Origin of the sequence: Krasilnikovia cinnamomea, from assembly GCF_004217545.1 — a bacterium.
GTDB classification, from domain to species: Bacteria; Actinomycetota; Actinomycetes; order Mycobacteriales; family Micromonosporaceae; genus Actinoplanes; species Actinoplanes cinnamomeus.
Genome location: NZ_SHKY01000001.1, coordinates 2,675,946 through 2,694,562, shown reverse-complemented (window position 1 = coordinate 2,694,562; position 18,617 = coordinate 2,675,946). Strand labels below are relative to the sequence as shown.

Annotated in this window: 15 protein-coding genes and 1 tRNA gene; 9 read left to right on the top strand and 7 right to left on the bottom strand. The window is 73.1% G+C overall.

What is annotated here, in order from left to right; all coding sequences use genetic code 11:
• Window positions 1–28: 28 nt before the first annotated feature.
• Both EV385_RS12095 and EV385_RS12090 read left to right on the top strand, forming a co-directional pair.
• A complete protein-coding gene (locus EV385_RS12095; protein ID WP_130509560.1) occupies window positions 29–358 on the top strand; it encodes a helix-turn-helix domain-containing protein in 330 nt (109 codons plus the stop codon).
• 13 nt (window positions 359–371) lie between these two features.
• Entirely contained in the window at window positions 372–1,898 is a 1,527-nt protein-coding gene (locus tag EV385_RS12090) for a LacI family DNA-binding transcriptional regulator (protein WP_130509559.1), read from the top strand.
• Between the two features lie 102 nt (window positions 1,899–2,000).
• On the opposite strand, the gene EV385_RS12085 is transcribed toward EV385_RS12090, so the two are convergent.
• Both EV385_RS12085 and EV385_RS12080 read right to left on the bottom strand, forming a co-directional pair.
• Window positions 2,001–2,077 (bottom strand) — tRNA-Pro (locus tag EV385_RS12085).
• 73 nt (window positions 2,078–2,150) lie between these two features.
• Window positions 2,151–3,044: a metallophosphoesterase gene (locus EV385_RS12080; protein WP_130509558.1), complete on the bottom strand. Its 894-nt coding sequence runs from the start codon at window positions 3,042–3,044 to the stop codon at window positions 2,151–2,153.
• Between the two features lie 25 nt (window positions 3,045–3,069).
• Between EV385_RS12080 and EV385_RS12075 the strand changes: the two genes are divergently transcribed.
• Complete coding sequence (locus tag EV385_RS12075) at window positions 3,070–3,522, top strand: GatB/YqeY domain-containing protein (RefSeq protein ID WP_130509557.1); 453 nt, start codon at window positions 3,070–3,072, stop codon at window positions 3,520–3,522.
• A gap of 106 nt (window positions 3,523–3,628) precedes the next feature.
• On the opposite strand, the gene EV385_RS12070 is transcribed toward EV385_RS12075, so the two are convergent.
• Complete coding sequence (locus EV385_RS12070; RefSeq protein ID WP_130513259.1) at window positions 3,629–6,058, bottom strand: transglycosylase domain-containing protein; 2,430 nt, start codon at window positions 6,056–6,058, stop codon at window positions 3,629–3,631.
• A 318-nt stretch (window positions 6,059–6,376) separates the two neighbouring features.
• Between EV385_RS12070 and EV385_RS12065 the strand changes: the two genes are divergently transcribed.
• The gene (locus EV385_RS12065) at window positions 6,377–6,679 is read left to right on the top strand and encodes a WhiB family transcriptional regulator (RefSeq protein WP_130509556.1); all 303 of its coding nucleotides are present in this window, start codon (window positions 6,377–6,379) and stop codon (window positions 6,677–6,679) included.
• Window positions 6,680–6,704: 25 nt separating this feature from the next.
• Here EV385_RS12065 and bagB read toward each other — a convergent pair whose 3' ends face one another.
• The 3 genes from bagB to EV385_RS12050 all read right to left on the bottom strand — a co-directional run bounded on the left by bagB (window position 6,705) and on the right by EV385_RS12050 (window position 10,030).
• Window positions 6,705–7,880, bottom strand: coding sequence for an ArsA family ATPase (gene bagB, locus EV385_RS12060; protein WP_242624840.1), 1,176 nt, complete (start codon window positions 7,878–7,880; stop codon window positions 6,705–6,707).
• Window positions 7,881–7,960: 80 nt separating this feature from the next.
• Entirely contained in the window at window positions 7,961–8,920 is a 960-nt protein-coding gene (gene bagA, locus EV385_RS12055; protein ID WP_130509555.1) for an ATPase BagA, read from the bottom strand.
• Window positions 8,921–8,953: 33 nt separating this feature from the next.
• Window positions 8,954–10,030, bottom strand: a complete 1,077-nt coding sequence (locus tag EV385_RS12050; protein WP_130509554.1) for an Rv0361 family membrane protein — start codon at window positions 10,028–10,030, stop codon at window positions 8,954–8,956.
• Between the two features lie 119 nt (window positions 10,031–10,149).
• Between EV385_RS12050 and sp36 the strand changes: the two genes are divergently transcribed.
• From sp36 to EV385_RS12025, 5 genes are all read left to right on the top strand, one after another.
• Window positions 10,150–10,305 carry a Sp36 family protein gene (sp36, locus tag EV385_RS12045; RefSeq protein ID WP_130509553.1) on the top strand — a complete coding sequence of 52 codons (156 nt, stop codon included), beginning with the start codon at window positions 10,150–10,152 and terminating at the stop codon, window positions 10,303–10,305.
• Window positions 10,302–10,787 carry a RidA family protein gene (locus EV385_RS12040; protein WP_207229809.1) on the top strand — a complete coding sequence of 162 codons (486 nt, stop codon included), beginning with the start codon at window positions 10,302–10,304 and terminating at the stop codon, window positions 10,785–10,787. Before sp36 ends, EV385_RS12040 begins: the two co-directional genes overlap by 4 nt.
• A 144-nt stretch (window positions 10,788–10,931) precedes the next feature.
• Window positions 10,932–11,720: an MBL fold metallo-hydrolase gene (locus EV385_RS12035; protein ID WP_130509552.1), complete on the top strand. Its 789-nt coding sequence runs from the start codon at window positions 10,932–10,934 to the stop codon at window positions 11,718–11,720.
• Window positions 11,717–15,361 (top strand): adenylate/guanylate cyclase domain-containing protein, encoded by a 3,645-nt coding sequence (locus EV385_RS12030; protein WP_130509551.1) that lies wholly within the window; start codon window positions 11,717–11,719, stop codon window positions 15,359–15,361. The genes EV385_RS12035 and EV385_RS12030 overlap by 4 nt, the downstream gene beginning before the upstream one ends.
• Before the next feature lie 31 nt (window positions 15,362–15,392).
• Complete coding sequence (locus EV385_RS12025; RefSeq protein ID WP_130509550.1) at window positions 15,393–16,568, top strand: serine/threonine-protein kinase; 1,176 nt, start codon at window positions 15,393–15,395, stop codon at window positions 16,566–16,568.
• Window positions 16,569–16,606: 38 nt separating this feature from the next.
• On the opposite strand, the gene EV385_RS12020 is transcribed toward EV385_RS12025, so the two are convergent.
• Window positions 16,607–18,613, bottom strand: a complete 2,007-nt coding sequence (locus tag EV385_RS12020) for an ATP-binding protein (RefSeq protein WP_130509549.1) — start codon at window positions 18,611–18,613, stop codon at window positions 16,607–16,609.
• Window positions 18,614–18,617: the final 4 nt, after the last annotated feature.

The following is an 18,617-nucleotide window of genomic DNA, read 5'->3' as shown; positions in this document are numbered from 1 at the left end:
CCAAGCAACCGGAAGGAGCGCCGCACCCATGGGGGAGGCGAGTGCAGCGCAAGGCCCGTACTACCGGCCTGCCGAGGTCGCACGGCTGCTGCGCTGCTCGGAATGGTGGATCAAAGAGCAGGCCCGGCACCGCCGGATCCCGTTCTCCTGGATCGGCGGCAGCTACCTGTTCACCGAGGAGCACATCGCCGCGATCGTGCGCCTGTTTGAGGTGAAGCCCGGCGACGACATCCCGGCCGTGCACCGGCGTGGTCGGGCGGATGGTGCGTCGTCGACCGACGACCCCGGCGCGGTGCCGATCCGGCTACGGGCGCGGCCGCCCCGGCGGGCTCGTCGTGCCGAGAGAGCGGCCGCATAGGAGGGAGATTGCTGTGGCGTATGCCGAGAAGCGAGGAGATTACTGGCGGGCCCGGTACTGGCTGCCCACGGGCAAGCTGGCCACGGTCAGCGACACGAGCGGGGCGGCCATCCGGTTCCGGACCCGCCGCGAGGCGGAGCGGGCCGCCAACGATGCGGAGGCCCGGGCGCGTCGCTCCCGGGTGGATCCGGTCGCCGGTCGGATGCACTTCGGTGACTATGTGAGCCGCTGGTACGCGGTGCAGGATCTCGCCGCGTCCACCATGCAGAACTACCGCCGGCACATCGAGGAGCACCTGCTGCCGACGTTCGAGGCCGTGCCAGTGGCGGACATCGTGGCCGCGGATGTGGCGGCGTGGGAGAAGAGCGAGCGGGCGGCCGGCTACGCGGAGGCGAGTATCAAGACCTGGCGCGGGACGCTGCACCTGGTCCTCGCCGACGCGGTGGAGGAGGGACTGCGCGACTACAACCCGGCAACCCGGCGACGCGGCCGCGGCAAGCGGGCCGGGCGGTCACGGCGGCGCGGCCCGGAGAAGGTAGTCACCTCGGCGCTGGGGGTGCTGTTGCTGGCCGAGCGGGTGGCGCTGCTGTCGGGGCGCGACGATGAGTTCGTGGCCGTCGTGTTGCTCGGCTTCACCGGGATGCGCTGGGGCGAGCTGGTCGGGTTGGAGACCCAGTTCGTCCGGCCGGGCGAGGTTCGGGTGGAGTGGCAGCTGTACGAACTGGACACAGGTGTGTGGCATCGGTGCCCGCCGAAGGACGACTCGCACCGGACGATCGATCTGCCGGATTGGCTGGGCGCGATGGTGTCCGAGCATGTCGCCCGTACCCGGCCTCGGCCGTGCGCCTGCCACGGGCTTACGTACGTGTTCGGGGGTCATCGTCCGGCGAACGGGGCGGGGCGGGCGGAGGGTCCCCGGCTGGTCGACGTGTCCCGGCGTGCCGGGGTGTCGACCGGGACGGTTTCCAACGTACTGAACCGGCCGGACACCGTTCTGGAGGCGACCCGGGTGCGGGTGCTTACGGCGGCGAGCGACCTGGGCTACGTGCACGGTGGCGCGCCGACCGGCGAGTTGGCGCCGCACTGGCGGCGGACCGGGTTCGCGACCTGGCTGTTTCAGCCGGCGGCGACCGGCTGGTATCCGCGGGCGGCGCCGCGCGACCCGCGCCCGGTGCCGGTGCTGGGGGAGCCGTGGCCGGGTGTGCCGGTCCGGGGCCGGGGCGCGGCGGGCCGGGCGGACGCCTGCTGGCTGCCGATCGCGGCCGGGCTGACGCCGCATGGCCTGCGGCACACCCACAAGACGGTGATGGAGGAACTGGCCGTGCCAGGCAAGCTGCAGGACGAGCGGATGGGCCATGAGGACGGCTCGGTGCAGTCGAGGTACGTGCACATCACGGCGGCGATGCGTCGGGCGCTGCTCGACGGCCTGACCGAGCTGTGGGTCGCGGCCCTGGATGAGCGGCGTGCGATGGCTCCCGGCTCGCCCGTGGCCGTGCTGGATCGGCTGCTCGCCGAGCGGGTAAAGGAGGTCGGGGAGTGACCCGCCAAGATTCACTCCCCAGCCACTCCCCAACCGGCCGGGAGAGACAGTTCAGGGCTGGTCTCCCTGTCTGGAAGACCAGCCCTGAGCTGGTGTTTCACGTGGTCGGGGTGGCCGGATTTGAACCGACGGCCTCTTCGTCCCGAACGAAGCGCGCTACCAAGCTGCGCCACACCCCGAGCGTGCGGAGCAATAGTATCCGACCGCCCCAGCCAGGCAAATCCGGTATCCCCCTGGGGGCGAAACCGCAGGTCAGCGCGGTATCAGGGTGAGAATGCTGGCCTCCGGACGGCAGGCGAAGCGGATCGGCGCCGTCGGGTGGGTGCCCAGCCCGGCCGAGACGTGCAGCCACGAGTCCGAGCCGGGCCAGCGGTGCAGGCCCTTGGCCATCGACGTGGGCAGGTCACAGTTCGTGGTGAGGGCGCCGTACCCGGGGACGCACACCTGGCCGCCGTGGGTGTGCCCGGCCAGCATCAGTGCGAAGCCGTCGGCGGCCATCGCGTCAAGGACCCAGGAGGCGGGGGTGTGGGTGACCCCGATGTGCAGGTCGGCGCCCGCCGAGGCGGGGCCTGCCACGGACGGGTAGTCGTCCCGGTCGACGTGCGGGTCGTCGACGCCGACCAGTTCCACGGAGCGTCCCCCGGCCTTCAGGACCGTACGGGCGTTGTTCAGGTCCGCCCAGCCCGCGTCGGTGAACGTCTGCCGCAGCGTCTCGTACGGCAGTTCGACGCCCTGCACGTATTCCCGCTCGGGGAGCAGGTACCGCAGCGGGTTCCCCCAGACCGGGCCGCGGTAGTCGTTGGAGCCGAACACGAACGCCCCGGGCAGCCCGAGGAACGGCTGGAGGGCGCGCACGACGCCGGGTACGGACTCGGGGTCGGCCATGTTGTCGCCGGTGACCACGACCAGGTCGGGGTCGGTGCCGCCGAGCGCGGCCACCCAGTCCTGCTTGCGCCGCTGGCCCGGCATCATGTGCAGGTCGCTGAGGTGCAGGATGCGCAGGGGCTCGGCGTCGGGCGCCAGCACCGGCACGTCGACGCGGCGCAGCGTGAACATGTTCCGCTCGACCAGCGAGGCGTACGCGAACGTGGCGCCGCCGGCGGCGAGCGTACCGGCGGCCAGGGCGATAAGGGGGCGCTTTCGCATAACCGCCAGGGTAGTTTGACCCTCCATGGGAACGCTGAAAGACCGCCTGAACGATGACCTGCACGCGGCGATGAAGGGGCGCGACGAGCTGACCACGGCCACGCTGCGGATGGCCCTGTCGGCGGTGCGCACCGCCGAGGTGTCCGGCACCGAGGCCCGCCAGCTGAGCGACGACGAAGTGATCGCGGTGCTGACCAAGGAGGCGAAGAAGCGCCGGGAGGCGGCCACCGCGTTCGCCGGGGCTGGGCGGGCCGAGGCGGCCGCGAAGGAGACCGCCGAGGGGGAGATCCTGGATCGGTATCTGCCGCGTCAGCTCAGCGACGCGGAGATCACCGAGCTGGTCGCGGGGGCGCTGCAGGCGGGCGGGTTCACCGGGAAGGCCCAGATGGGCCCGGCCATGAAGGCGGCCCAGGCCGCGGTGGCCGGCCGGGCCGAGGGCGGCCGGGTGGCCGCCGAGGTACGCCGCCAGCTCGGCTGACCGCAGACCACGGGCCACTGACGGTACGGCGCGGAGTCGCTGGCGCCGGAGACGGAAAGCGGCCGGGGCCCTGTTCGGGGCCACGGCCGTCGCCGTTGTCGTGGGACTAGCGTCTCGGTTTCCTGGTCCCCGGGAACTGGATGATCGGCGGGGTCTGGCCCGGCGGGGTGCCCGCGATCGGCGGCTGGTCGGACTTGCCGTTGCTGACCAGGATCTCCACCGCGCCGCCCTTGATCGTGCGGTTGGGCGGGTTGGTGCCGGCGGCCGTGCCGAGCGGGCACTTGGAGTCCACGTCGGTGCCGATCGTGACGCTGAAGCCGGCGTCGTCGAGGCGGTTACGGGCGTCGCTGAGCGCGTCACATGTCACGTCGGGGATGGAGCGCTGGTCGCCGTACGCCATCTTCTCGTTGCCGGGTTTCTTGAACTGCTCCTTCGGCTTGCCGTCCATGAAGTCGGCGACGGTCTCCCAGACGGCCGGGTTGACGATGCCGTGCGACATCCGGTCCCGGTGGTCGGGCCAGTCCGGATTGACCAGGTAGCCCGCGACCACGATCGAGGTGGTGCCGACGACGAGTGAGGCGGTCTTGTCGTGGTCGGTGGTGCCGGTCTTGCCGAACACCGGGTGCCCGACCGCGCCGCGGGCGGCCCGTGCCGTCGCTCCGCTGCAGCGGCCGAGCTGGGCCGAGTCGCCGACCGGGCAGCGGGTCGCGTCGAGCGCGGCCCGGGCCACGTCGGGGCTGGTGGCGCGGGTGCAGTGCGGCTTGCCGACGTCGATCTTCTCGCCATCCTGGGTGGCGATCTGCTCCACCGGGGTCGGCTCGCAGTACATGCCGTCGCCCGCGAGGGTGGCGTACGCGTTGGCCATGTCCAGCGGGGTGGAGGCGGAGACGCCGAGGACGAACGCGCCCCACTGATGGGCGGCGTCTTTGTCGTTGGCGTACTCGGCGTCCTCCTTGGCCCGGAACTTGATGCCGAAGCGCTTGGCGACGTCGACGACGTTCTCGGCGCCGACGCGTTCCGCCAGGGGCACGAAGTACGTGTTGACCGACTTACCGAAGGCCGTCCACATGTTGTAGACGCCCGCCTCGCCGCCGCCCGCGTTCGACGGGCAGTAGAAGTGGGTGCCGGGGCAGGCGGCGGGGCTGCCGCGCTGGATGATGTAACCCGACTTGTAGCGTTTCTCGGCCTTGATGGTGTAGCCGAGCGGGTAGCCCTTCTCCAGCGCGGCGACCATGGCGAACATCTTGGACACCGAGCCGGACTGGTAGCCGACGATGTCGCCACCGCCGCTGAGCAGCGGGTTCGTGGTGTTCGGGTAGCTGCCCCGGATGCCCTTGCGAGCCTTCGCCGGGTCGGACGAGACCGGGTTCTGCGGGTTCTTCGGGTCGTCCAGCTTGAACTTGCGGTTCGTGGCGAGCGCGCGGACCTTGCCGGTGCCGGGCTCGACCGCGGCCAGCAGCAGGGCGTTCTTGTTCTTGTCGGAGATGTGGTCGAGGATCCGGGCGCGCGCGGCCTTCTGCGCCTTGACGTCCATCGACAGCTGGATGCGGTAGCCGCCGCTCTTGAGCCGCCGCTCCCGGTCGTACGGGGTGGCGCCGAAGGTCTCCTGGCTGAGCCACCAGCGGTAGAAGTAGTCGCAGATGAAGCCCCAGTTGTTCTTCGCCACGGCGTTGCAGCCGCTGCTGGCCCGCTGCACCGTGCGGCTGATCACGACCTTCTTCGCCTCGTCGGCCTGCGCCTGCGTGATGTGGTTCAGCTCGACCATGTCGTTGATCACGTAGTTGCGCCGGTTCAGCGCCTGCGGGTAGCCGCCGGGCGTGGTCGGGTTGAACGCGGTCGGCGCCTTCACCATGCTGGCCAGCAGCGCCGCCTCGGCCACCGTCAGGTCCTTGGGCTTCTTGTTGAAGTAGACCTGGCTCGCGGCGAAGACGCCGTACGCGCCGTTGCCGAAGGGGGCGACGTTGAGGTAGCGCTCCAGGATCTGGTCCTTGGTGAGTTCCTTCTCGATCTGGAGCGCGTACTTCATTTCGTTGATCTTGCGGCGCGGGGTGTCCTGGGTGGCGTCGATGACCTCCTTGGGGTTGGTCGCCGAGTACGCCAGGGACATGCGCACGTACTGCATCGTCAGGGTCGAGGCGCCCTGCTTCGCCTTGCCGTTGTTGTTGTTCACGAAGGCGCGGGCGACGCCCTTCATGTCGACGCCGTTGTGGTGGTAGAACTCGTGGTCCTCCGCGGCGATGATCGCGTGCTGCATGTTGGGCGAGATGTCGCGCAGCGGCACGTCGCTGCGGAACTCGTCATACATGATCGCGACGAGGGTCTTGTTGTCGGAGGCAAAGATCCGGCTGACCTGGGGCGCGGTGGCCTGCTTGAGCTCGCTGGGCAGCTGCGAGAAGGTCTCGCCGCCGGCCTTGGCGGCCAAGCCGGTCATGGCGACCGCCGGGAAGGCGGCCGCGGCGACAACGACACCCGCGAGTAGGCCGCAGATCAGCAGCGAGCTCGCGTTGGCAAAGATGTTGTGGTCACGTCGGCGCATCCAGGAGGTCACGCCAGCAGGGTACGCGACATGCGCCCGTGGCCGCCTGCCCAGAAACGATGGTTCGCCCAGGGTGATTGTGCCGTCCCCGAAGGTGAGCGCGCAGCACCTTTCCGGCTTTGCAACGGGACTGCACCGAGGGGCGATGCCCGACATGCCCGGAACTCCCGAGCTATACGTTTTTGAGGGACAACATTGCGTAATCGTCCGACTACGGAGCATGATGGTCCGGCGAACTGTCGCACGACGTCGGCGCGGCCTGGGGGGACGTGAGCCCGCCGGACGTCAGGGGGTAGAGGCAAGGGGGGACGTGTACACATGGGGATGATCAGCGACTGGCCCAGCATGGCGGCGTGTCAGAGTGGCGACCCTGACGCGCTGTTCGTGCAGGGCGCCGAGCAGAACGTGGCCAAGAGGATTTGCCGCAGCTGCCCGGTCCGCTACGAATGCCTCGCCGACGCGCTGGACAACCGGATCGAATTCGGCGTCTGGGGAGGCATGACCGAGCGGGAGCGCCGCGCGCTGCTGCGCCGCCACCCCTACGTGGCGAGCTGGCGCAAGATGTTCGAAGCCGCGCTGAGGGAGAAGAGCGCCGACCGGGTGCTCGTCTCGGCACGCTGACTCCGCCGGTCCGCGTCCGGACCCATCACGCGGTGAGGGCGGCACCGATCGTCCGCAGTCCGTCGACGTCGTGCACGTCGGCGGGCTGCGCCGGCACCGGGACGGCCGGCACCTCCGGAAACGCGCCCGTGAACTCGGCCGCGACCCGTACCTCGCGCTCGATCTGACGCAGCAACCGCGCGTGCACCCGCAGCGCGTCCGCGGTGACCTGCTGGCCGCCGGCGGCGTCCAGCGCCGCCGCGGCGGCCTCCGCCGCCTCCGCCGACACCGAGCTCAGCTCGGCCTCGTGGGTGCGGTTGAGCACCAGGCCCGCCAGCGGCATCCGCTCCGCGACCAGCCGCTCGGCGAAGTACGCGGCCTCCCGGACCGCATCCCGCTCCGGCGCCGCCACCAGCAGGAACGCCGTCTGCGGGTCCTGCAGGATCCGGTACGTCTCATCCGCCCGGTGCCGGAAACCGCCGAACATCGAATCCAGTGCCGCCACGAACCCCGACAGGTCCGTCAGCAACTGGGCGCCGAGCACCTTCTGCACCGCCCGGGTGAACAGCCCGAACGACGCCGTCATCAGCGAGAACACGCTGCGGCCGGAGCGCGCCGGAACCAGCAGCAGGCGCAGCATCCGCCCGTCGAGGAACCGGGACAGCCGGGCCGGGGCATCCAGGAAGTCCAGCGCCGAGCGCGACGGCGGGGTGTCCACCACGATCAGGTCCCACTCGTCGCGGGCCCGCAACTGGCCCAGCTTCTCCATCGCCATGTACTCCTGCGTGCCGGAGAACGTCGAGCTCATGGCCTGGTAGAACGGGTTAGCGAAGATCTCCGCGGCACGCTGCGGGGTGGTGTGCGCCTGCACGACCTCGTCGAACGTGCGCTTCATGTCGAGCATCATGGCGTGCAGCTCGCCGCCGGAGGCGTCCGTGTCGATGCCCTTGACCTGCCGCGGCGTGTTGTCCAGCTCGGTCAGCCCCATGGACTGCGCCAGCCGCCGGGCCGGGTCGATGGTCAGCACGACCGTCCGGCGGCCGTGCCGCTCGGCGGCCCGCAGCCCGAGCGCGGCCGCCGTCGTGGTCTTGCCGACCCCACCGGAGCCGCAGCACACCACGATCCGGATGGCCGGGTCGGCCAGCAGGCCGTCCACGTCCAGCCGGGGCACGTCCAAGCCGGGCCGGTCCAGGCGGGAGGCGGTCAGATCAGCGGCGGCCACCCTTCGAGCGTACTGAGTCGCCGCCTGCGGTGCCCCGCGCGGCGCTGCGGGCTGTGGCGGGTCGAACACCGAACGGCCGGTCAGACGGCCAGCAGGTGCTCGGCCAGCTCGTCCAGACCCGCCCGGTCCACACCCTGCTCCAGCAGCGGCAGCTCCACCATGGGGCGGCCCGCCTCGACCAGGTCGGCGCGCAGGGACTCCTCCAGCTCCCGGCGGGTCAGGTGCGCCCGCGCCTCGGCGTGCAGGCCGTTCACGGTCGCCGGGTCGGCGGGCAGACCGGCCGCCGCGAGGCCGCGCCGCAACTCGGCCTTGGTCACCTTGCCGCTGGTCAGCAGCGGGGGCCGGGCGCCGTTGACGATGATCCGGCCCACCGGGATGTGCAGGGTGGCCAGCTCGGCGATCGCGTCGAGGCTCTCCTGCACCGGCATCTCCTCCAGCAGGGTGACCACGTGCACGGAGGTCATCGCCGAGCGCAGCAGCGACGCCACCCCCTCGCTCTGGTTCTTGATCGGCCCCATCTTGGCCAGCCGGGCGGTCTCGGCGGTCACGTTGAGGAACCGGCCGATCCGGCCCGTCGGCGGCGCGTCCAGCACCACCGCGTCGTACGCCCGGCGCCCGTCCACCGAACGCGTGGTGGCCTCCTTCACCTTCCCGGTGAGCAGCACGTCGCGCAGGCCCGGGGCGATCGTGGTGGCGAAGTCGATCGCACCCACCTTGCGCAGGGCCCGGCCCGCGGCGCCCAGCCGGTAGAACATGTCGAGGTACTCCAGCAGCGCCTCCTCGGCGTCCACCGCCAGCGCCCGCACCTCCCCGCCGCCGGGCACCGTCGCGATGCGCCGCTCCTCGTACGGCAGCGGGTCCGTGCCGAACATCTGGGCGATGCCCTGCCGGCCCTCCACCTCGACCAGCAGCGTGCGCCGCCCGCCCGAGGCCAGCGCGAGCGCCAGCGCGGCCGCCACGCTCGTCTTGCCCGCGCCGCCCTTACCCGTCACCACATGCAGCCGCGCCGGCCAGCGGCCGGTCCGCTCGATCCCACCCACTACTTCACAGTAGGTCAGGCCGTCAGGGGCGGATCACCCGCGGACGTCGCAGACCAGCCAGCCGGTCTTGTGCACCACGGTGAACGTGAGACCCTGCTGGGCCGTCTTCTCGTCCGCCGTCGCCATGGTCAACTGCACCGACACGGTCGCCAGGTCCTCGTTGTGGGTGCCGATCGCCGGTTCGCTCCAGCTGAAGGTCGGGGAGGCGTACTCGGCCGAATAGCCCTTGATCTGCTCGACCCGCGCGGCCAGCCGCTTGGCGTTGCGCGCCTCCCGGCAGATCAGGCCGTCGGCCGCCGTGGCGTCCTGCTCCGTGTAGACCGCGGTCAGGAAGCGGTCGACCGCGGTCGCCGGGTCCGGTGCGCCCTTGCCCCGGTCGGCGTTGCGCAGCAGCAGGTACGCCGAGACGGCGCCGCCGCCGCAGAAGAGCAGCGTCGCCGCCAGTGCCGCCGACACCCAGACCCCGGTGCGCCGCGCGGGCGGCGGCCCGGGCGGGGATGCACCGGCGCCGACCGGCTCCGTCGGCTGCTCCGCCAGCCCGGACGGGAACCCCGCGGCCGGCCCGGCCGGCTGCTGCCAGGCGGCCGTCTGCTGGTGGGCGACCGGCTGGAACTGCTCGGTGACGTCCGCGTCGGGCTGCGGGGGCAGGATGCTGGTCGGCTCGTCGTCGCCCGCCGCCGCGGCGCCCGGGATGAGTTCGGTGGGGGAGCCGGGATGGCCCGGCTCCCCGGGGTACGCGCCGGGCGGTGGCCACTCCCGCTGCGAGCGCGGCGGCAGGGCGTCGATGAAGTCCGCGCCCTCGGCCGGATGAGCGGGCGCCGGGCCAGGGGTGTCCGCCTCACCGGGGAACGCCTCGGCCGCCGCGATCGACGCCCGGGGACCCCCCGTCGGCCCCGGCGTGGCAGGGACCGGCGCGGCCGGGACCGGCGGCCACGGGGGCGGCACAGCGGTGCTGTCGTCCGCCGCGTGCGGGGGCTCCGGCGGCGGGAGCGGCTCGGGCAGCGGGATGGGCTGCGGCGGCTCCGGGTCGGGCAGCGGCACCGGCTCGGGCTGAGGATGACCCGGATGGGCGCCCTCAGCGGGGGAGTTGTCCCGGGGCTCCTGCGTCATGGTGTCCCCTGCCGTGCTGGATGTGAGCTGTCGCTCAGCCTAACCAAAATGCCCGGGCGGCGAGCCCTAAGCTGACGCCGTGGCCGCGTCGCGGCCGACGATGAGGGAGCTGGCAGGCAATGCAGAAGTGGGAGTACGTGACCGTGCCGCTGCTGGTCCACGCGACCAAGCAGATCCTCGACAACTGGGGCGAGGACGGCTGGGAGCTGGTGCAGGTCGTCCCGGGGCCGAATCCGGAACAGCTGATCGCGTACATGAAGCGGGTGAAATCGTGACCACGCCGGTGAGCGGGGACGGAGCCGTGGACGCGTACGCCCGGCTGAAGGAGCTGGGGCTGACCCTGCCCGAGGTGGTCCCGCCGCTGGCCGCGTACGTGCCGGCGGTGCAGTCGGGCAACCACGTGTACGTCTCCGGCCAGCTGCCGATCGTCGAGGGCAAGCTGCAGGCGGTGGGCAAGGTGGGCGCCGAGGTCACCCCGGAGCAGGGTGCCGAGCTGGCCCGGATCTGCGCGCTGAACGCACTGGCCGCGATCGAATCCCTGGTCGGCCTGGGCCGGCTCGTGAAGATCGTCAAGGTGAACGGGTTCGTGGCGTCCGCGCCCGGGTTCACCGGCCAGCCGACGGTGATCAACGGGGCGTCCGAGCTGTTCGGCACGGTGCTCGGCGAGATCGGGCGGCACGCCCGCAGCGCTGTCGGCGTGGCGGAACTGCCGCTGGGCGCGCCGGTCGAGGTCGATGTGATCGCCGAGATCGCCTGAACCCGCCGTAGGTGGCCGTGCCGCCGCGCCGAGCGGCGGCACCCACGGTGCGGGAACCCGCCGGTGGACCGCTGCCACCGGCGGGCCTGGCGGCCCCGGTTCGGGGGTCGGCCCGGTCGGCGCCGGCGACGTACGATGCCCTGCATGCGGGGTGTCACGCCGGTCGACCGGTTGCCGGACGGGGTGACGCTGCTCCGCGCCCCCAACCCGGGACCGATGACCCTCGACGGGACGAACACCTGGGTGCTGCGGCCGCCCGGCGCGTCCGGCGCCGTGGTGGTGGATCCGGGGCCGGACGACCCCGGGCATCTCGCCGCGATCGCCGCCCAGGGGCCGGTCAGCGCCATCCTCATCACGCACGGCCACCACGACCATGTCGAGGGTGCCGCCCGGCTCTCCGAGCTGCTCGGCGGGGTGCCGGTCCGGGCGGCCGACCCGGCGCACTGCGTGGGCGCGCCGCCGTTGACCGCCGGGGTGCTGGTGCTGGCGGGCCTGGAGATCGAGGTGCTGCCCACGGCGGGGCACACCCGGGACTCGGTCTGCTTCCGTACGGGTGACGCGGTCTTCTCCGGGGACACCATCCTCGGGCGGGGCACCACGGTCGTCGCGTACCCCGATGGGGACCTGGGCTCGTACCTGGACAGCCTGACGATGCTCACCGCGTACCAGAGCACGCTTCTGCCGGGGCACGGCCCGGCGCTGGCCGACTGCGCCGCAGCCGCGCGGGCCTATCTGGCGCACCGCCGCGACCGGCTCGCCCAGGTCGAGGCGGCGATGGCGGCCGGGGCGGAGACCGCGGGCGACATCGTCGACGTGGTCTATCCCGAGATCGACCCGGCCATCCGGTTCGCGGCCGAGGCGTCCGCCCGCGCCCAACTCGACTACCTGAGACGGGAATCACCGCCGCTGCCGGAACAGTTGGACCCGCTGTGACCTGTCCGGTCTGTGGAACCGTCCCCGTGCCGGGCGGCCGCTTCTGCCACAACTGCGGTGCCGCGCTGCCCGCCGCGGCCACCCTGCCCGCCGCCGAGCGGCGCATCGTCACCGTGCTCTTCGGCGACCTCTCCGACTTCACCTCCTGGTCGGAGGACCTCGACCCGGAACGGGTCGGCGCGGTCACCGACCGGGTGCTGGCCGCGCTGGCGGGCGCGGTGAAGACGTTCGGCGGGCACGTCGACAAGCTCACCGGCGACGGGATCATGGCGGTGTTCGGGGCGCCGGTCGCCCACGAGGACGACGCCGAACGGGCGGTCCGCGCGGCGCTGAGCATGCAGCGGGCCGTGCGCCGGGTGCTCGACGACGAGCGGGGCGGCGGCGCGCCGCTCGGACTGCGGGTCGGGCTGAACACCGGCGAGGTGGTCGCGGGCATCCAGGCCGCGCTGGAGTACACGGTCATCGGCGACACGGTCAACACGGCGGCGCGGCTGGCCGACGCCGCCGCCGTCGGTGCCGTGTACGCGGGCAGCCGCACCACGCTCGGCACCCGGCACGTGGCGTCGTGGCGCCAGCTGCGGCCGCTGCGGCTCAAGGGCAAGCGGGAGCCGGTGCCGACGTACGAGCTGCTGGGGCTGCACGACGCGCCGGGCACCCGCTCCGGGCTGGGCGACGAGGCGCCGTTCGTGGGGCGCGAGACCGAGCTGGGCCGGGTCGCCGGGCGCCTCGGCGAGGCCATCGACTCGGGCACCCCGCGGGTGCTGGTGATGACCGCGGAGGCCGGGATCGGCAAGACCCGCTTCGCGTCCGAGGTGAAACGGCTGGCCACCGGCTACGACGTGGGGGCCGGACGGTTCGCGGGGCACACCGGGGCCCGGGTACTGCGGGTGCGCTGCCGCGCGTTCGGGGAACGCCGCCGGTTCGCGCCGCTGGCCGACCTGGTCCGCAAGTCGGTCGGCCTGCCCCGCGACGTCGCCGCCACGATGAACCGGCCGGTGGTCGAGGAGCGGCTGCGCAAGCTCGTGCACCGGCTCGGCCGCGACGGCGAGATCCCCGACATCGACCTCGACCGGCTGCTGGCCCTGCTCGGGTACGGCGAACCCCCGGCCGCCCCGGTCGGCCCGGCGGGGGTCGCACAGTGGCAGCCCACCGGCGGGCCGCCCGACTCCGAGGCGATGCCGCGGGCGGTCGCCGACCTGCTCACCGCGCTGGCCCAGGAGACCCCGCTGGTGGTGATCGTGGACGACCTGCACGACGCCACGGGCGAGACCGTCGACGCGCTCGGCAGCACCCTGTCCCGGTTGGACGGCCCCGTGGTGGTGCTGCTGCTCGGCCGCCCCGAGCTGGTGCGTACGGCCGGGGCGCTGACCCGGCTGGCCGACGCCGAGGTGCACACGCTGCCGCCGCTGCGCGGGGCGGACGCCGCCCGGCTGCTCGTCGCGTACCTGGCCGGGGGGCGGTTGTCGCAGCCGGACGTCGACCGGCTGCTGGCCACCGCCCAGGGCAACCCGTTCTACCTGGCCGAGCTGGTCACCCTGCTGCTGGAGCGGGGGGCGCTGATCCCGGCCGTGGGCGGCGATCCGTCCGGCCGGTGGGAGCTCGCGGCCGGGTCGCTGGACAGCAAGCTGCTCTCCCGTGACCTCGCGGCCGTGCTGGCGGCCCGCATCGACGCGCTGCCCGCGGAGCCGCGCTCGGTGCTGCGGGACGCGGCGGTGGTCGGCGACCGGGTGCCGACCGGGGTGATCGAGGCGCTGCGGGAGCGGCGTACCGCCGGGGACACCCGGCCGGGTGCGGTCACCACGGTCGAGCTGGACCGGGCGGTGGACGAGCTGCTGCAGCGCCGCATGCTGCACCGGGTGCGCGGCGGCTTCGCGTTCACCACGCCGCTGATGCGCGAGGCCGCGTACAACGGGATCAGCAAGGCGGATCTCGCGGAGCGGCACGCGTACCTGGCCCGGTGGGCGGCGCCGGAGACGGTCACCGAGCTGGGGTACGACGCGGCGGGCCGGTTGAGCCTGACCGAGCAGGAACGCGACGCGTTCGTCGCCACGCACGCCGAATGCGCGATGGGGCTGGCCGACGAGGTGCGGCTGCGCCCGGACGCGGCCGTGCGCCAGGTGGCCGCGCTCGGCGTGGCGGCGCTGGGGCGGCTGGCCCGGCGGGCGCTGGCCAGCATCGAACCGGCCGCCGCCATCGAGTACGCGGAGCGGGCCGTCGCGTTGGCGCCGGACGGTCTGCCGCTGGCCGACCAGCTCGTGCACGCCCGGGCGCTGCTGCGGCTGGGGCGCGCCGAGGAGGCGCTGGTGTTCGGCGAGAAGATCGCCACCGGCGCGGACGACGACCCGGCGTCGCGGGCCGAGGCGTTATTGGTGGTCGGGCGCGCGCACGAGGCGCTGGGTGACATGCCGCGGGCGGTGGCCTCCTGGCAGGAGGCGCTCGACGTGGCGACCGAGGCGCACCTGGCCCCCGAACGGGCGAACGCGATGCGCCGCCTGGGCATGGCGGACTTCCTGGCCGGGCGGCTCAGCCAGGCCAGCAGCCGGTTCGCGGCCGCGTACCAGGTGACGCTGGCGGCAGGGGACCGGCACGGGCAGGCGTGGGCGTTGCAGAACCTGGCCTGGGTGACCACGACCCGGGGCGACTTCGCCGGTACGGACGCGGTGCTGGGGCGCGCGGCGCGGCTGTTCGCCGAGCTGGGCGACGCGACCGGGCGGGCGTGGCTGCGCGGCACCACGGCGTTCGCCCGGCTGCTGGCGGGGCGGCTGCACGAGTCGCGGCGGCTGGCCCGGGTCTTCCTGCCGTTCGGGGACCGGGTGGGCGAGGGCTGGGCCGTGGGCACGCTGCGGGCGGTCGAGGCGTACGCGTCGGTCGAGCTGGGCGAGCTGGCCGAGGCGGACCGGGAGGCGCGCCGGGCGTACCGGGACTTCGAGGGGATGTCGGACGACTGGGGGCGCGGGCTGGCGCTGGTGGTGCGCGGCGCGATCGCCCGGAGCCTGGGCGAGCCGGAGCACGCCGTGGACCTGCTCACCGACGCCCTCGGGTACGCCCACCGGACCGGGCACCCGCTGCTGCTGGGCATGGCGCTGACGTTGCGCGGTTTCGTGTCCCTGCAGCGCGGGGACGTGGCCAGCGCCGAGGCGGACGCGCACCGGGTGATGGCCGCGGTGGAGCCGCACAACCCGCTGGCGCCCGCGCAGGTGGGGCCGCGGGTGCTGCTGGCCGAGGCGCGGCTGCGCAGTGGGGACGCGGCCACCGCGGTGGGGCTGCTGGCGCCGATCGCCAGCGACATGAGCAAGCCGTCGCTGTTGTTCTCGCGGCGGCAGGCCCTTTCCTCGTACGCGTCGGCGCTGCTGGCGCAGGGGCGGGTGACGGAGGCGCTGACCTGGGTCGAGCGCGCCATCGAGGTCCCGGCGGAGGATGTGCGCAGCAAGGTGGTGGCCGCGATGGTGGCGGCCCGGGTGCTGGCGGCGGCCGACCGGATCGAGGAGGCGAAGCTGGCGTCCGAGGAGGCGGTCCGGCTGGCGTACTCCACGGAACAGGTCAGCGAGCGGGCCAAGGCCGAGGCGTTGCGGGACACGATCGCACTGTCCGTCGTGGACCCGCCGGAATCTGTCGCGTTCGCGTCTGACGTGCCTGGATGATCCCGGGACCGGCTGGCGTATTTTCTATTCCGTGACGGAGACCGCGCCTGGCAGCCTGCCTACGCCGTACGTGCCGGGCATGTCCGGCTTGTCGGTCATGGCGCGCGGCGGGTACGCGACCGTTTACCGGGCCACCCAGGACTCCGTGGGGCGCGACGTCGCCATCAAGATGGAGAACCGCACCCTGGACAACGCCCGTGATCAGGCACGCTTCCTGCGCGAGGCGCGGGCGGCGGGGCGGATGTCGTCGCACCCGCACGTGGTGGACCTGTTCGACGTCGGGGTGACCGTCGACCAGCACCCGTACCTGATCATGGAGATGTGTGACGGCTCGTACCTGGACCGGATGCGGGTCTCGCCGCTCGGCCCGGCCGAGACCCGCGACGTCGGGGTGAAGATCGCCGACGCGCTGGTGCACTCGCACGCCAATGGCGTGCTGCACCGCGACGTCAAGCCCGCCAACATCCTGTACTCGCACTTCAACCCGGCCGTGCTGGCCGACTTCGGGCTGGCCGTGCTCGGCGAGATGCGCGACTCGTCGGTCACCCTGGAGGTGCTCACCCCCGCGTACGCGCCGCCCGAGATGTTCCGCCAGGACACCCCGTCGGGGGCGGTCGACGTGTACTCGCTGTGCGCCAGCCTGTACGCGATGATGCGCGGGCGGCCGCCGCGCTGGGAGACCGACCGCAGCCCCAGCCTGATCACCCTCATGGACATGTTCGACCAGCCCATCCCGGACCTGCCCGGGGTGCCCCGGGAGCTCACCGACGTGCTGCGCTACGGCATGGCCAGCGACCCCCGCGCCCGCCCCAACGCCGAGCAGTTGCGCGACATGCTGGTCGGGCTGCACCTCGGACCGGGCACGCCGCACCCGCCGTACGCCACGCCCGGGGCGTCCAATCTGTACTTCTCGGGCGGATTCGTGCCGCCGCGGCCGGAGCCGTCGGCGCAGCCCCGGCCGATCCCGCCAGCCTCACCGACCCGCGACCTGCCCGATGAGACCCCGACCGAGAAGACCAGCGGATCCAAGCGGGCGAGGCGCAAGTGGTTGTTTGGCGGCTTCGGCCTGTTTCTGCTGCTGATGGGGCCGGCTACGGGGCTGGCGCTGCCGTCGCGGCCCCCGGTGCGCGCGGTCGCGGGCCGGATGCCCGCCGCCCTTCCGCCCGCTTCGATCGAGATCGGCCAGACCTTGCGGAGTTTCGGTTAGCAGCGGACCAGAACTCCACAAGGTCTGCTTGAGCTCGCCTACTCCGGGTCGAGGACGGCCAGCAGCTCGCCGGTGTCGACCTCCGCGCCGGGCTGCACCGGCAGCGACGCGACCACCCCGGCCGACGGGGCGTGCACCGGGTGCTCCAGCTTCATCGCCTCCAGCGTGAGCAGCAGCTCACCGGCGCGTACCCGCTGGCCCGGGACCACCAGGACGCGGCGCACCGCGCCCGGCAGCGGGGCGATCAGCGAACCCTCCGCGGTGTCCAGCGCCGGCAGCGGGAACCGGGACAACTCGCGCAGCGTGACCGAACCCTCGGGGCTGTCCACGTACGACACGTCGCCGACGCGGTGCACGCCGAAGGTGAGGCGGATGCCGCTGACGTCGAGGATCACCCGGGTGCCGTCGGCGTGCACCACCGCGGTCGGCGGGTGGTCGTCGATCGTCGGGGCCTGACCCAGCCCCGCCAGGTCCAGCTCCTCGGGGTCCACGGCGCGCACCCACCAGCCGGCCAGCTCACCCTGGCGGTTCATCCGGTAGCCGACCTCGACCGGTCCGGCGGGGCCGTCGTACACGGCGGTCTGCGAGCCGGACGGGACGTTGCGCCAGCCCGAGGGCAGCGACGCCAGCACCGGCGCGGTCGCGCGCCGGGCGGCGGCCCCGGCCAGCGTCGCGGCCAGGCAGGAGACACGTACGGCGTCCACGCTGGACAGCAGCGGGGCGAAGACCTCGGGGTGCCGGTCCAGGAAGCCGGTGTCGGTGTCCCCGGCCCGGAACGACTGGTGACGCAGCACGCGGACCAGCAGGTCCCGGTTGGAGACCACGCCGTGCAGCTGGGAACGGGTCAGCGCGGACGCCAGCATCCGGGCCGCCTCCTGCCGGGTCGGTGCCCAGGCGACCAGCTTGGCCAGCATCGAGTCGCGGTGCACCCCGACCACCGAGCCGTCCGCCACCCCGGAGTCCAGGCGCAGACCGGGCTGCGACAGTGGGCGGAACGAGCCCGCCACGTCCGGCACGGCGAAACGGTGCAGGGTGCCGGTCGCGGGCAGCCACGCGTACGCCGGGTCCTCCGCGCAGATGCGTACCTCGATGGCATGCCCGCGGATCGGGGGCGGGCCGGGCATCGGCAGGCTGCCGCCCTCGGAGACCAGCAGTTGCAGGCGGACCAGGTCGTAGCCGGAGACACACTCGGTGACCGCGTGCTGCACCTGCAGGCTGGGGGTCAGCTCCAGGAACCAGAACCCGCCGTCCGAATCGAGCAGGAACTCGACGCTGCCGGCGCCCACGTACCCGATGGCCCGGACCGCGATGATCGCGGCCCGGCACAGCTCCTCGCGCAGCGCCGGGTCGACCGCCGGGGACGGGGTCTCCTCGACGATGTTCTGGTAGCGGCGCTGCACGGAACACTCCCGCTCGCCGAACGGCACCACGGCCCCGTGCACGTCCGCGAAGACCGGGATCTCGATGTGCCGGGCGTCCTCCACGTACGGTTCGCAGAAGACCTCGCCGCCTGCCTCCTGCCGGGCCGCCGCGACCGCCTCGGCCAGCGTCACCGGGTCGCGCAGCACCCGCATCCCGCGGCCGCCGTCGGCCGCGGTCGGCTTGATCAGTACGGGAAACTGGGTGACCGCCGCCGGATCCGTCTCGGTCGGCAGGACCGGCACCCCGGCCTCGGACACGATCTGCTTCGTCTCGATCTTGTTGTGCAGCACCGCGAGGGTCTTCGGGGGCGCACCGACCCAGATCATGCCCGCCTCGGTCACGGCCGCCGCGAACTCCGGATCCTCGGCGAGGGTGCCGTTGCCCGGGTACAGGGCGTTCGCGCCGGACCGCTGGGCGGCGGCGATCAGCACGTCGCCGCGCTGGTACGTCGACGACGGCGTACTGCCCGGCAGGTGGACCGCGTAGTCCGCCTCGGACACGTAGGGGGCGTCGGAGTCGGCGTCGGTGTAGACCGCCACCGTCTCGATTCCGACCAGGCGGCAGGTGGCGAAGACCCGGCGGGCGATCTCACCCGGGCTGGCCACCAGAAGACGTCGGATCACTGCT